Raw genomic sequence first — 14522 nt, 5'->3', positions numbered from 1 at the left:
GGTGGATTATTGTTCACTAACGCTTCTTTTTTTGAAGTTACGTGTATTATTGATGCGAACAGGTGGATAAACACTTTTACAACCGTATTTTCAAAGTTATAGTTATCTGAGCGTATCCATGTGATTGTCGACTGTAAAGTTAAAACCGCGAACCCTTTAATGGCAAGCGATACTGTGACTTGATAGTAGACCGCCGCAGGCTTATCAGGGTGTCGCTTTTTATACACGGACGAATAATCTGGCTCATTGGAGATCGGTAATACCCTAATGCCTTCCCAGCAATTAAAACATTGGTTTGCCACGCTAACCTCAAATAGCCCTTTCTTCTTTGCCATTCTTGATAAAAAACACAATTATCGAATGGTAAGTGACCGTTACTGCGATATCGCAGGTTTAAGTCATGAGGAAATCATCGGCTTAAACGATTGCCAGGTACTGGGCGAGCAGTTTTATAAAAAGCTGGCGCCCTACTATCAGCGTGCATTCAAAGGAACGCATGTCGAAGCCGAAATCACCCTCGATGAAACCGACCTTGAAACCAGCCTGCACTTTAGTCTGTCACCGGTTTTTGAAGGTAACGAAATTCGCTTTGTCGTTTTTCACGCCGTGGATACTTCAGAAAAGCAGATCCTCGTACGCTCCTTAGAGGAGTCCGAAAGTAAATTTGCGAAATTGACACAACTACTGCCTGACGGTCTGCTGCTTATCGAAGATGACATTATCATCTCTGCCAACCCTGCATCAGCACGCCTTCTGGGACTGAACTCTCCCCATGAGTTGCTAGGCGAAGAGCTCAGCCGTTTATTCATCGATGAAAACAGCAAGAAAGTGTTTAGTCATCGTTTGAGTACATTAATTTCTGACAAGCCTTTTGTTTGCTTAACCAGCGCGAGATGTGGCTTTGAACGAAAAGTTCAGTTACACGCTGATTCCACGGCGATATTAGGCAGCGAGTCTCAAATCATCTTGATCCAAGACGCTGACGATACACCTAAGAATTTGTCTTCTGCATCGAATGAAGACATACATATTGATTCGCTCACCAAACTGTACAACCGCTTTGGTTTTACCAAACGTTTGGAACAGCTGATCAAAAAGCAAACGCCGCTTCTGGTGTTCTATTTGGATATCGATAACTTCAAAAACATTAATGATTCACTTGGTCACCACATTGGCGATAAAGTGATTCAAGAGGTATCGGCCCGCCTTAAACGATTACTCCCAAACCAAGCGATTATTGGCCATTTGGGCGGCGATGAGTTTGGCGTCATTCTGCCAGAACCAGAAAATACCCGCATGGCTGAAATTTTGTCAGATCGCATTATCTCGTTGATCAACCAGCCTTTCGACTTGCACCACTTCAGTAAACGCCTTGCGTGCTCAATTGGTAGCGTTCGTTACCCTGAAGACGGGCAAGATGCGCGAATCCTGCTACAAAATGCCGATACTGCGATGTATGAAGCCAAAGATCGTGGCCGAAATCGCCTGATCAAATTTAACGACCAGATGAACAAAGAAGCGCGCATGCGTTTGTGGCTTGAAATCGAACTGCAAAAAGCATTGCAGCAGAACGGTTTAGAAGTGTGGTATCAACCAAAGGTTAACGCGCGTGACTTCAGCATTAACGGTGCCGAAGCGCTCGTTCGTTGGAAACACCCTGTCGAAGGTTACATTAGCCCAGGTTCATTCATTCCTGTCGCCGAGCGTGCAGGGTTAATCGAACACCTTGGACGCGTCGTGATGCGTGATGTTTTCAATACGGTAAAACGTTGGAAACAACAAGGCATACTGCCAGGTCGTGTCGCTATCAACCTCTCTCCCGAGCAATTTGGTAATCCACAGCTGATCGACTTTATGGAAAAGTTGCTTCGCACTACCGAGCTTGATCCAAGCTGTATTACCTTCGAGCTAACCGAAAGTGCCGTGATGAGTGATAGCGAACATACACTGCAAATGCTGAATGCGATTAAGAAACTGGGCTTCGCCCTCTCTATCGATGACTTTGGTACCGGTTACTCTTCCCTTTCCTACTTAGCGCGCTTCCCTATCGACGAGCTGAAAATCGACCGTGCGTTTATTAACGATATCGACACGCTACCCAAACAGGTCACTGTGATTGAAAACATCATTAATCTGGGTAAGTCACTCGACTTGACGGTCGTTGCCGAGGGGGTGGAAACCCACCAGCAAGCTACTTTGCTCTCTAACCTTCAATGTAATGCGATTCAAGGATTCCATTTTTATCGCCCACAGCCAAAACATGAAATTGAAGAGCTGTTTGTCCAGAATCGTCGTCACAAGAACTAACCCCGACTCGATACCCTTACTCTCAAGGGGTAAATATCGACTTTATTAAGCTAAACCTAACTTAGGTCAATTTCGCTATTCATAATTCTTCATAAAATGCGGACACCTTTTTATTCTCAATGATTGTGAGCATATGGAACTCTTGTGTCCCGCGGGTAACCTGCCTGCGTTAAAAACTGCGATTGATTGCGGTGCCGATGCCGTCTACATTGGCTTCAAAGATGATACCAACGCCCGTCACTTTGCTGGCCTCAACTTTAACGGCAAAAAGTTAGAAAAAGCGGTGCAATACGTTCACGACCGCGACAAAAAAATTCATGTCGCGTTGAATACCTTCGCTCATCCCAATGGCTTTGAGCGCTGGACGAACGCGGTAGACAATGCAGCGGCACTGGGTGTGGACGCGCTGATTGTTGCAGACATTGCAGTGCTGGAGTATGCATCTCGCAAATATCCCGATCTGGAACTACACCTTTCAGTGCAAGCATCAGCGACTAACGTCGCAGCCATTGATTTTTATAAACAAAACTTCAACGTAAAACGTGTGGTACTACCTCGCGTCTTATCGATTCATCAGGTGAAACAGCTTTCGCGCAACATCACTAGCGATGTCGAATTAGAAGTCTTTGCTTTTGGTAGCCTTTGTATTATGTCCGAAGGCCGTTGTTATTTGTCATCATACATGACGGGTGAGTCCCCAAACACTGTGGGTGCCTGTTCTCCTGCCAAATACGTTCGTTGGCAAGAAACTGAACAAGGTCTTGAGTCTCGTCTAAATAATATCCTAATTGACCGCTACTGCGCAGGAGAAAACGCAGGCTACCCTACGCTCTGTAAAGGTCGTTTTGAAACAGAAATTGATGGTGAGAAAAAACGCTATCATGCTCTGGAAGAGCCAACCAGTTTGAACACCCTTTCGATGCTGCCAGAACTATTTGCCGCTAATGTCGCGTCTGTAAAAATTGAAGGGCGCCAACGCAGCCCAGCTTACGTAGAGCAAGTCACTCGAACATGGCGAGCCGCGATTGATCGCTACCAAGCCAACCCAGAAGCTTACCAAGTTGAAGCCGCATGGGATGCGACGCTCGCAAATGTGTCGGAAGGAACGCAAACCACCCTAGGTGCTTACCACCGTAAATGGCAGTAGAGGTTAAGATGGATAACTCAATGAAATACGCACTTGGCCCACTACTCTATTTTTGGCCAAAACAAGATGTAGAAGCCTTCTACCAACAAGCAAAACAAAGCTCTGCAGACATTATTTACCTGGGTGAATCGGTTTGCTCTAAACGCAGAGAAATGAAACCAGCTCACTGGTTGGAAATCGCCAAAGACTTATCTGCCTCTGGCAAGCAAGTCGTTATCTCTACGATGGCGCTACTGGAAGCACCGAGTGAAGTAAACATCATGAAGAAGTACATCAATAACGGTGACTTCGCCATTGAGGCTAATGACGTATCGGCGGTTCAATTAGCATCAGAGCATAAAGTGCCTTTCGTCGTTGGTCCTGCAATCAATACTTATAACGCACACACGCTCAACTTATTTTTGAAGCAAGGTATGGTTCGCTGGTGTATGCCTGTCGAGCTCTCTCGCGAATGGTTAAACGATACTTTAGTTCAGTGTGACGAGCTTGGTATTCGTAACAAGTTTGAAGTTGAGGTATTTAGCCACGGTTATTTACCTTTAGCGTATTCCGCTCGCTGTTTCACAGCCCGAGCTGAAAACCGAGCGAAAGACGATTGCGAAACCTGCTGTATCAAATACCCAACAGGAATCCAGGTCAGTAGCCAAGAAGGGCAAGAAGTCTTTAACCTTAACGGTATTCAAACACAATCAGGGTATTGTTATAACCTGATCAATGACTTACCAAGCATGCAAGGGCTGGTTGATGTGGTCCGATTAAGCCCTCTCGGTGTGAGTACACTTTCTGAGTTAGAGCATTTTCGCTCAAACGAGCACGGCGACAACCCTGAAAAACTCGAAAGCCGCCAATGCAATGGCTATTGGCATCAGCTAGCTGGCTTAGAAGTAAAAAACATTTAGCTCCCCAAAAAGAAAAGCGAGGCCCAACCTCGCTTTTCTCTATCAGCCATTATTAACAGGCTTGCACTGTTGGCTCAGCCGAAGCTTCGTTTAGCAGCTTTTTCACATCCCGCCACAACATACTGACCACGACTAAACTCAGCGCAATATTGGACAATGGGAAAGCCAGCCAAATGCCTGTCACGCCAAACAGTTTCGGCATAACGAACAAAAACGGTAGTTGAACCAACATGTTGCCGAGTGTCACAAACATGGCTTTGCTGCCTTTGTTTACCGATTGGTAGTACGCAGCCGCCACGACTAAAAAGCCATCTAGAAACAACGCAAACATGTGTAAACGAATCCCGATCACCGTGCTATCAATCAACTGTTGATCAGCATTGTTAAACACCGAGACCAACTCGTACGGGAAAAGGTTCATCAAACCAACAAACGCCACACCACCAAGCACAGATGTCCCCATTGCGACTTGCAGTAATTTTCTGACGTTCGCCTGGTTGCGCGCCCCGTGATTGAAACTCACTAGAGGTTGCATACCGTTCGCGATTCCCTCTGCAATCAGATAGTAAACCGTCACGATATATCCCAAAATAGCATACGCCCCGATCAACATTGCACTTCCGTACTGAGCAAATAATGCGTTATGCATTGCCACCATCACAGAGCCGTACGCGTACATAAAGAAGCTAGATGTACCGATCATTATAATCTTTGGTGCAACATCAACTCGAACCTTAAAGTCACTGATTCGAAGGCGTAAGGTCGCTTTTGAAGTAAAGAAGTAACCAATACCAAGCCCGGTTACCACCAATTGTGCCAGCGCTGTAGCAATGGCCGCTCCGGTTAACTCCCACCCCAACCAAGCAATAAATACGTAGTCTAATACAATATTAATGACGGCACCGATGACCATCAGCATCGTTGCTAAGTTCGGGCTGTCGTCATTGCGTAAAAGAAATGGAACCGCGATAGAGCCTAGCGTAAATACGCACGCGACAATCAGAATATGCAGATATTGCAGCGCGAGTTCAAACACTCGCCCTTCCGCCCCCTGCCAGCGAATAAATTCATCTGAAAAATAGAACAATATGGTAGCAACGACCGGCATCAATATCGCCAACAACCCCAATCCGGTCGTTAAAATACGCTTCGCGCCCTCATGATCGTTTTCTCCTTGCTTAATCGACGTTAGCGCACCAGTCCCCACCCCAATCATCATCCCTATACCAAGGATAGAACCGATGATCGGCCACGCAACATTGATCCCTGCTAATCCGTCAGCACCAACATAACGGCCAATAAAAATGCCATCAACTATTTGATATAAACCATTCACGAGCATTGCTGCGACGGTTGGAATCGTATATTTCCAAAACTGTCTATAAATTGAGTTTTGCATGACTGCCACCAGTAGTTAGCAAAGCTAACCATTTAATTAGCAAGACTAACTAAATGGTTGAATTAAATAAAAGAAAAATGAAACACCAAAGACTAATGCGTACAGCGGAGGCCTTTGGTTTAATTTAAAATGACTTATTGCTCAATGCTTTATTCAGTAAAGCTTGTAACTGCTCAGCTTCTTGCTGATTTAATTGTTGCATCATTTGTTCAGAGATATCTTTGTAAACCACCTGCTCCAAAGACATTTTTTCTGCGACTTCTTCTGTCAGCAATACACGCTTAGCACGGGCATCCTCATTACATGCGATGCGTTTCACCAAACCCTTTTTTTCCAAACGAACAACCATTGTCGATGCGGAAGGCTTAGTCACTTGCAACTCTTCTGCAAGATCGGTTATTCGTACACCCTCAGGGTAAACCTGAATCACACGTAAATAATCGAACTCATTAAAGCTTAGATGTGATAACGGATCTTCTTTGGCATAAACACGCCAAGCTTTGGCGCAAAAACGCTCTAAATCAATCAAGCTTTCTTCTAGTGCCATAAAAGCCACCACCACTTAGTTAGCAAGGCTAACTATTTTAAATGAGTCACTCATCAAGTTCAATCATAAAAAAAAGCCGCTCTCATCGAGCGGCTCTAAATCATTCAATTTCCTGCTTCTTAGCAGCCTTTAGCTTGGCTAATCTGTCTTGCTGTAATTGATCGTAGATTTGTGCCAGCTCCAAGAAGGAATACCGATGCTCAACATAATCATAAACGTTGAACGAAATCGCGAGCTTATAAAGTGAGATGGCACTTGCGATGTCACCTTCAAGCTGATTACGCTTTCCAAGGTAGAAATACGTTTCCGTTAATCGTTCAGCTAGGCGATAGTTCTCTCTCGTTCCATCCATAATGGCTTTAAGAGCGTCTTCGTCCGAGACGTCTCGTAGCATGATGGCAACAAGAACCCATCCCCACTCTTCACTACGATCTCGTAAATAACGCTGTTGAAGATTAGCTTTTGCTTGCTCTGGATTTTGCTCAGCTTCGATGATGTACAGCCATAATGAACGAAAAGGATCCGTTGGCATTTCTTGATAGTGCTTGGTCATATCTTCTAAAGCGAGATCGATTCGGCCACCATAATACAGTGCAATCGCACGGTTGCGCTCAGCATAGGTATTATCCGGAGCCAACTCTATGGTCGAATCAAACGCTTCATAAGCCGCGTCAAACTCCCCCACTTGGGTGAAATACACCCCCAAAAGATTGAAGATATCCGGTTGAGCAGGATTCAACTGCAAAGACTGGTTAAAGTCCAAACGGGCAAGATCACGCAAACCAACGCTATCGTAGTAGCTACCGCGCTCATAATGCATTTTAGCGCGTACTTCATCACTGAGATCAGGACGTTGTAGCAACTGCGATAAACGCGCGATTTGTACTTCTTGTTGAACGCTAGGCTGAAGTGGCACCGCCATCGGTGGATATAGCCACTTTTGTGCTGATTGCTGAGAAGTATTTGCACAACCGGTCAGCGCGATAGCAACACATAAACTTGCGGTTTGAAACCATTTCACTAATTGATACTCCTGTTTGGACCGCTCAAAATTTATTTCTCTTAATGCAATATAGGCGATAACCTCGTTTGAGGTTAATGCGTCGAAATAAACCAAAAAAAGGGGAGCGAAAATGCTCCCCTTTTATAACATGCTTTCAGGCCCTTAATCTAATAAAAGGCTGAAAGTCTCATTTTGTCTTACTCGTCTTTCGCAGCTGGTGCTTCAGCAGCAGCTTCTTCAGCTGGCTTTTCTACCGCTTCTTTCATGCTTAGACGTACACGGCCTTGGCGGTCGATTTCAAGAACTTTAACTTGAACTTCTTGGCCTTCAGCTAGGTAGTCAGACACTTTCTCAACACGTTTTTCTGCGATTTGAGAAATGTGTACAAGACCATCTTTGCCTGGAAGAACCGTTACGAATGCACCGAAGTCAGCTAGACGTGCAACTTTACCCGTGTAGATACGGCCAACTTCAACTTCAGCAGTGATCTCTTCGATACGGCGGATAGCTTCTTTCGCAGCAGTGCCTTCAGTTGCAGCAATCTTGATAGTACCGTCGTCTTCGATTTCGATAGTTGTACCAGTCTCTTCAGTTAGAGCACGGATAACTGCACCACCTTTACCGATAACGTCTTTGATCTTCTCTGCGCTGATCTTCATTGTATGAATACGAGGAGCAAATTCAGAGATGTCTTCACGAGCACCAGAGATTGCTTCATCCATTACAGATAGGATGTGCTTACGTGCGCCTTGAGCTTGGTTAAGCGCAATTTGCATGATTTCTTTAGTGATGCCTTCGATCTTGATGTCCATTTGAAGAGCAGTGATACCAGTGTTAGTACCCGCTACTTTAAAGTCCATATCACCTAGATGGTCTTCGTCACCAAGGATGTCAGAAAGAACAACGAAGTCGTCGCCTTCTTTAACAAGACCCATTGCGATACCCGCAACAGAAGACTTGATTGGCACACCTGCGTCCATAAGCGCAAGAGACGTACCACATACAGAAGCCATTGAAGATGAACCGTTAGATTCAGTGATTTCCGATACAACACGTACTGTGTATGGGAACTCATCTACTGATGGCATTACTGCTGCGATACCACGTTTAGCCAGTTTACCGTGGCCGATTTCACGACGCTTAGGAGAACCTACAAAACCAGTCTCACCTACACAGTATGGAGGGAAGTTGTAGTGCAGTAGGAAGTGATCTTTACGCTCGCCGGTTAGCTCATCAATGATTTGAGCATCACGCTGAGTACCTAGAGTTGCCGTCACGATAGCCTGAGTTTCACCACGAGTGAATAGCGCGCTACCGTGTGTGCGAGGAAGAACACCAGTGCGTACATCTAGTGCACGAACCATGTCTTTTTCACGGCCATCAATACGAGGGTTACCCGCGATGATGCTACGACGTACAACTGTTTTCTCTAGATCATGGAAGATAGTGTGGATTTCTTTTGTATCCGCTTCAGGATCTTCAGCAAGAAGAACTTCATTTACTTCCGCAGCGATCTCATTGATACGGTCGTAACGAGCCATCTTCTCAGTGATTTTGTAAGCCTCAACAAGCTTCGCTTCTGCTAGCTCAGCAATCTTATCTTTAAGCGCTGTGTTTTCTTCAGGAGCAACCCAATCCCAAGCAGGAGTTGCTACTTCTGCTTTGAATTCGTTGATAGCTTTGATAGCAACTTGTTGTTGATCATGACCGTAAACAACCGCTGCTAGCATTTCTTCTTCAGTTAGGTTGTCCGCTTCTGATTCAACCATCAGTACGGCTGATTCTGTACCAGCAACAACAAGATCAAGCTTAGAAGTTTCTAGTTCAGTTTGGCTAGGGTTAAGTACAAGCTGACCATCGATATGACCAACACGCGCCGCACCGATAGGGCCGTTGAATGGAATGCCAGAGATAGCAAGAGCAGCAGAAGTACCGATCATTGTAACGATATCTGGCTGAACATCTGGGTTTACAGACATTACTGTCGCGATAACCTGAACTTCGTTTTTAAACGCGTCTGGGAATAGCGGACGGATTGGACGGTCGATTAGACGAGCTGTTAGCGTTTCGCCTTCAGAAGGACGACCTTCACGCTTGAAGAAGCCGCCTGGGATTTTACCCGCAGCGTAAGTACGCTCTTGGTAGTTAACCGTTAGTGGGAAGAAGTCTTGACCTGCAACGGCTTCTTTTTTACCTACAACAGATACGAATACAGACGTATCATCCATTGTGACCATAACTGCTGCTGTAGCTTGACGTGCAATAACGCCAGTTTCTAAAGTAACTGTGTGGTTACCGTACTGGAACGTTTTAACAACTGGTTTTTCGAACATTGTTATTCCTTGTTTCTAATCTTCCTTTAGTGCTTAAAGAAATCTTAGACGTGTTAATTGACACTCAAGGCATTACGAATCGCGACTAGTAAAAAGAAACTCGGAAATTCCTTTTGAATAGTCGCGACCTTTTGGTCGACGTGGTTGACTGTAATGCTATGAGCTTTGAGAAAACCTCTTACGAGGTTTAGCCGCCAGTATTATAACGGCATAAGTCTAATTTGGCTAAATTTAGGCAACAAAAAAGGGGCATAAAGCCCCTTTTTAGACAAACTGCTATGCAGTCGCTGATTAGCGACGTAGGCCTAGACGTTTGATTAGGTCTTGGTAGCGAGCTAGGTTTTTACCTTTTAGGTAATCTAGAAGCTTACGACGACGAGAAACCATGCGTAGAAGACCACGACGGCTGTGGTGATCGCCTTTGTGCGCTTTGAAGTGACCTTGTAGGTGGTTGATAGAAGCTGTAAGTAGAGCTACTTGAACTTCTGGTGAACCAGTGTCGCCTTCGCCTTGTGCGTATTCTGCAACGATTGCTGCTTTAGTTTCTGCATTCAGAGACATAATTCTCTCCTAATAAGAGTAGGTTTAAAGTTGTAGCAGCCAATCTCTGATTCAGCCGCTACGCGAAGCGCGGATTATAGGGAAATTTCCTATCTCGTGCAATATAAAAATACCGACACTCAGGTCGGTATTTTCAATCATTTACTTGGATGCGACGTCATCTCGGAACACAACCAATCGCTTAGGAGCGATTTTGCCATCTTCGTTCATTTCGCCAACGCCAATAAACAAACGCTCTTCACCCATGGTAAGGCGAAGTGAGCCTTCGGTAGGCGCACCAAATACTTGAACAGGTTGCCCATGCTGAACCATATCCGCCAGTTCAGGCACTAAGTTGACTTCTGGTAAGTCTTCTACCGCTGTATCCATTGGTAACAGCAATGGGTCCAGTAGTTCTCGAGGAGCGCGTTCTTCACGGTGTGCTTGCTCTAGTAACTCATTCAGTTGCTCAAGTGTCACCATCTTCTCGTAAGGGTATTTCGCAACACCAGTGCGTCGAAGCATAGTTACGTGCGCACCACAACCTAACATTTCGCCTAGGTCATCCACGATGGTACGAATGTAGGTGCCTTTTGAGCAATGAACTTCCATCTCGACTTCATCGCCTTCAAAACGGTGAAGAACAATCTCGTATACCGTGATCTTACGAGATTCACGCGGAACTTCGATGCCTTTGCGAGCGTATTCATACAAGGGTTTCCCTTGATATTTCAACGCTGAAAACATGGAAGGTACTTGATCAGATTCGCCACGGAACTTCTCAATGCACGCTTCTAGCTTGTCTAACGTAACATCGATTGGACGTGTCTCTACGACTTCACCATCCGAGTCAGACGTGTTGGTACGTTCACCAAGCTTTGCAATCACACGGTAGCGTTTATCAGAATCTAGAAGAAACTGAGAAAACTTCGTCGCTTCACCCAAGCAAATTGGCAGCATGCCTGTCGCTAATGGGTCCAAGGCACCAGTGTGGCCTGCTTTCTCAGCAAAGTAGATTCGCTTTACTTTTTGCAGTGCATCATTGGAAGAGATGCCTGTTGGTTTGTCCAACAGTATAACGCCATTAATTGGACGACCTTTACGACGACGAGCCATTATTCTTCGTCCTCACGACCAGAGTCTTTTTGCTTTTTCTTGTCTGAGCTTACCACTTCAGACACTAGGTTAGACATACGCATACCTTCAACAAGCGTATTGTCATAATGGAAGCGGATTTCTGGTGTTAGACGCAGGCGAATGCGCTTACCTAACATCATGCGAATGTGCACTTCGTGCTCACGTAGTGCAGCTAGACATGATTCTGGTGTTTGCTCACCCACACATAGGAAGGTTACAAATACTTTTGCGTAAGCAAGGTCACGAGAAACTTCTACGTCTGAGATCGTTACCATGCCAAGGCGTGAGTCACGAACTTCACGTTGAAGGATCATCGCTAGTTCTTTTTGCAGCTGCTGTGCAACGCGCTGCGTGCGGCTAAATTCTTTTGACATATCTTTACTCTTATATAGAAAGAATGGGGGGTTGGTCAAAGCCAGCCCCCCATGGTGTATTCAACAACCAATTACTACTTATCTTTCAAAGACAATATTAGTAATTTTAGTCAATTAGTCTAGAGTACGTTTAATTTCAACGATTTCGAAGACTTCGATTTGGTCACCAACGCGAACATCATTGTAGTTCTTAACGCCGATACCACATTCGTAGCCATTCTTAACTTCTTGAACGTCATCTTTGAAACGACGTAGTGACTCTAGTTCACCTTCGTAAATAACAACGTTATCACGTAGTACACGGATTGGGTTGTTACGCTTGATCACACCTTCTGTAACCATACAACCAGCGATAGCGCCCAGTTTCGGTGACTTAAACACGTCACGAACTTCAGCAAGACCAATGATCTCTTGCTTGAATTCTGGAGCAAGCATACCGCCCATTGCTTGTTTAACTTCGTCAATCAATTGGTAAATGATTGAGTAGTAACGTAAGTCAACAGCTGCGGCTTCTACAGCACGGCGAGCAGAAGCATCTGCACGAACGTTAAAGCCAAGGATGATTGCGTTTGAAGCTTCCGCTAGTACTACGTCAGTTTCCGTAATACCACCAACACCAGAACCAACGATGTTCACTTTAACTTCGTCAGTAGATAGCTTAACTAGTGAGTCTGCGATTGCTTCTACAGAACCTTGAACGTCTGCTTTAAGTACAACGTTAAGTTCAGCAACTTCACCAGCAGTCATGTTAGAGAACATGTTCTCTAGTTTAGATTTCTGCTGACGAGCAAGTTTCACTTCACGGAACTTACCAGCACGGTAGTTAGCTACTTCACGCGCTTTACGCTCGTCACGAACTACTGTTGCTTCATCACCTGAAGATGGTACACCTGAAAGACCTAGAATCTCTACAGGGATAGATGGGCCAGCCGAAGTAATTTCTTTACCTAGCTCATCACGCATTGCACGAACACGGCCGTATTCTTGGCCACAAAGAACGATGTCGCCTTTGTTTAGTGTACCTGATTGAACAAGTACTGTTGCAACTGGACCACGACCTTTATCTAGGCGAGATTCAACAACAACACCAGATGCCATGCCTTCAGCTACAGCTGTAAGTTCAAGAACTTCAGACTGAAGAAGGATTGCTTCTAGAAGACCATCGATGTTTGTACCCTGTTTAGCAGAGATGTGAACGAACATGTTCTCACCGCCCCACTCTTCAGGAATAACGTCGTATTGAGCAAGCTCGTTCTTAACGTTATCTGGGTTCGCGTCTTCTTTATCGATCTTGTTCACAGCCACAATTAGAGGAACGCCTGCCGCTTTCGCGTGCTGAATCGCTTCTACTGTTTGTGGCATTACGCCATCGTCTGCTGCAACTACAAGAACAACGATATCTGTCGCTTGAGCACCACGAGCACGCATTGCAGTAAACGCTGCGTGTCCAGGAGTATCAAGGAACGTGATCATGCCGTTGTCTGTTTCAACGTGGTACGCACCAATGTGCTGAGTAATACCACCCGCTTCGCCAGAAGCAACGTGTGTGCGACGGATGTAGTCAAGTGTTGACGTTTTACCGTGGTCAACGTGACCCATGATAGTAACAACTGGAGCACGTGGAACTGCTTCCGCGTTAGTGTCACGGTCAGATAGTACCGCTTCTTCCAGTTCGTTCTCTTTACGAAGAACTACTTTATGGCCCATTTCTTCAGCAACAAGTTGTGCTGTTTCTTGGTCGATCACTTGGTTGATAGTCGCCATAGCGCCCATCTTCATCATTACTTTGATAACTTCTGTCGCTTTAACCGACATCTTGTTAGCAAGTTCTGATAGAACGATCGTTTCGCCAATTACAACGTCTTGCTTAGCAACCGTTGCTGACTTATCAAAGCCATGCTGCATTGAAGTCGGTTTAGCAAGTTTGCCTTTACGACCTCTACCGCCACGTTGGTTGTTACGGCCACCGCGAGCTTGGTCGTCTTTACCTGAAGCTTTTTTCTTCTTACGACGACCGCTCTCTACTTTGCGATCTGCTTCATCTTCGGCTTCACGTGCGTATTGTGAAGTCGTTACATGGTAATCTGTATCTTCCATATCACCCTTTTTCTCTTCTGCAGCAGACCAACGCTCTTTATTCTTTTCAGCCAATTCGCGAGCTTCTTCAAGCTTGCGCTGACTTTCCTCTTCAGCCTTACGCTTAGCTTCTTCTTCCTGACGACGTTTAAGCTCGTCGGCCTCTTTTCGCGCTGCTTCTTGCTTAATTTTCTCTTCAGCATCACGCTTTGCTTTTTCTTCAGCATTACGTTGTGCATTCGTATCTACGTCTCGCTTCGCTTTTTCTTCAGCTTCACGTTTCGCTTTTTCTTCCGCTTCACGTTTTGCAGCTTCTTCAGCTTCACGTTTTGCAGCTTCTTCAGCTTCACGTTTTGCAGCTTCTTCTGCTGCACGTTTTGCTGCTTCTTCTGCTTCACGTTGTGCTGCTTCTTCAGCTTCACGTTTCGCTTCATCTTCAATTGTGCTGCGCTTCACGTATGTACGTTTTTTGCGCACCTCAACCTGAACATTCTTACTCTTGCCACCACCCGCGTTCACACTAAGTGTACTACGAGTTTTACGCTGAAGCGTAAGGCGAGTCGGCTCTGAATCACCTGATTTATCACCGTGTTCTTTCTTTAAATGAGAGAGAAGCTTCTGCTTCTCTTCATCAGTAACATTGTCAGAGCTCGCCTTTTTAATGCCAGCGTCAGCAAGTTGTTCAATCAAGCGGTCGACTGGCGTACCAATCTCATCACTCAGTGCTTTAACTGTTAATTGTGTCATGCCGCTTCCTCCT

General features: G+C 45.4%; 11 protein-coding genes. 3 read left to right on the top strand and 8 right to left on the bottom strand.

The features are described from left to right. Window positions 1-267: 267 nt before the first annotated feature. The 3 genes from ACZ5ZC_RS20525 to ACZ5ZC_RS20515 all read left to right on the top strand — a co-directional run bounded on the left by ACZ5ZC_RS20525 (window position 268) and on the right by ACZ5ZC_RS20515 (window position 4353). Window positions 268-2307 (top strand): sensor domain-containing protein, encoded by a 2040-nt coding sequence (locus ACZ5ZC_RS20525; protein ID WP_047008947.1) that lies wholly within the window; start codon window positions 268-270, stop codon window positions 2305-2307. A gap of 133 nt (window positions 2308-2440) precedes the next feature. Next, complete coding sequence (gene ubiU, locus ACZ5ZC_RS20520; protein ID WP_464932238.1) at window positions 2441-3454, top strand: ubiquinone anaerobic biosynthesis protein UbiU; 1014 nt, start codon at window positions 2441-2443, stop codon at window positions 3452-3454. 20 nt (window positions 3455-3474) lie between these two features. Further along, complete coding sequence (locus ACZ5ZC_RS20515; protein WP_046875128.1) at window positions 3475-4353, top strand: U32 family peptidase; 879 nt, start codon at window positions 3475-3477, stop codon at window positions 4351-4353. 52 nt (window positions 4354-4405) lie between these two features. Here ACZ5ZC_RS20515 and ACZ5ZC_RS20510 read toward each other — a convergent pair whose 3' ends face one another. From ACZ5ZC_RS20510 to infB, 8 genes are all read right to left on the bottom strand, one after another. Continuing rightward, on the bottom strand, window positions 4406-5752 hold the full coding sequence (locus ACZ5ZC_RS20510) for an MATE family efflux transporter (protein WP_258506907.1): 1347 nt from the start codon (window positions 5750-5752) through the stop codon (window positions 4406-4408). 124 nt (window positions 5753-5876) lie between these two features. Then, window positions 5877-6299 (bottom strand): MarR family winged helix-turn-helix transcriptional regulator, encoded by a 423-nt coding sequence (locus tag ACZ5ZC_RS20505; RefSeq protein ID WP_005394653.1) that lies wholly within the window; start codon window positions 6297-6299, stop codon window positions 5877-5879. A 100-nt stretch (window positions 6300-6399) separates the two neighbouring features. Further along, window positions 6400-7320: a lipoprotein NlpI gene (gene nlpI / locus ACZ5ZC_RS20500; RefSeq protein ID WP_012841449.1), complete on the bottom strand. Its 921-nt coding sequence runs from the start codon at window positions 7318-7320 to the stop codon at window positions 6400-6402. A gap of 179 nt (window positions 7321-7499) precedes the next feature. After that, entirely contained in the window at window positions 7500-9635 is a 2136-nt protein-coding gene (gene pnp, locus ACZ5ZC_RS20495; protein ID WP_005394655.1) for a polyribonucleotide nucleotidyltransferase, read from the bottom strand. Window positions 9636-9926: 291 nt separating this feature from the next. Beyond that, window positions 9927-10196, bottom strand: a complete 270-nt coding sequence (rpsO, locus tag ACZ5ZC_RS20490) for a 30S ribosomal protein S15 (RefSeq protein WP_005380094.1) — start codon at window positions 10194-10196, stop codon at window positions 9927-9929. 141 nt (window positions 10197-10337) lie between these two features. Next, entirely contained in the window at window positions 10338-11291 is a 954-nt protein-coding gene (gene truB, locus ACZ5ZC_RS20485) for a tRNA pseudouridine(55) synthase TruB (protein WP_005394656.1), read from the bottom strand. Continuing rightward, window positions 11291-11686, bottom strand: a complete 396-nt coding sequence (gene rbfA, locus ACZ5ZC_RS20480; protein WP_005394657.1) for a 30S ribosome-binding factor RbfA — start codon at window positions 11684-11686, stop codon at window positions 11291-11293. Before rbfA ends, truB begins: the two co-directional genes overlap by 1 nt. Before the next feature lie 114 nt (window positions 11687-11800). Further along, window positions 11801-14509, bottom strand: coding sequence for a translation initiation factor IF-2 (infB, locus tag ACZ5ZC_RS20475; protein ID WP_012841448.1), 2709 nt, complete (start codon window positions 14507-14509; stop codon window positions 11801-11803). Window positions 14510-14522 lie beyond the last annotated feature (13 nt).

The organism is Vibrio sp. JCM 18905 (genome assembly GCF_055393305.1).
This window is presented reverse-complemented; position numbering and strand designations above follow the sequence as displayed.

Coding starts and splice junctions, on each gene's coding strand:
- rpsO (WP_005380094.1), bottom strand. CDS start 10,196: ATGTCTCTGAATGCAGAAACTAAAGCAGCAATCGTTGCAGAATACGCA.
- ACZ5ZC_RS20525 (WP_047008947.1), top strand. CDS start 268: ATGCCTTCCCAGCAATTAAAACATTGGTTTGCCACGCTAACCTCAAAT.
- infB (WP_012841448.1), bottom strand. CDS start 14,509: ATGACACAATTAACAGTTAAAGCACTGAGTGATGAGATTGGTACGCCA.
- ACZ5ZC_RS20510 (WP_258506907.1), bottom strand. CDS start 5,752: ATGCAAAACTCAATTTATAGACAGTTTTGGAAATATACGATTCCAACC.
- ACZ5ZC_RS20505 (WP_005394653.1), bottom strand. CDS start 6,299: ATGGCACTAGAAGAAAGCTTGATTGATTTAGAGCGTTTTTGCGCCAAA.
- truB (WP_005394656.1), bottom strand. CDS start 11,291: ATGGCTCGTCGTCGTAAAGGTCGTCCAATTAATGGCGTTATACTGTTG.
- pnp (WP_005394655.1), bottom strand. CDS start 9,635: ATGTTCGAAAAACCAGTTGTTAAAACGTTCCAGTACGGTAACCACACA.
- rbfA (WP_005394657.1), bottom strand. CDS start 11,686: ATGTCAAAAGAATTTAGCCGCACGCAGCGCGTTGCACAGCAGCTGCAA.
- ACZ5ZC_RS20515 (WP_046875128.1), top strand. CDS start 3,475: ATGAAATACGCACTTGGCCCACTACTCTATTTTTGGCCAAAACAAGAT.
- ubiU (WP_464932238.1), top strand. CDS start 2,441: ATGGAACTCTTGTGTCCCGCGGGTAACCTGCCTGCGTTAAAAACTGCG.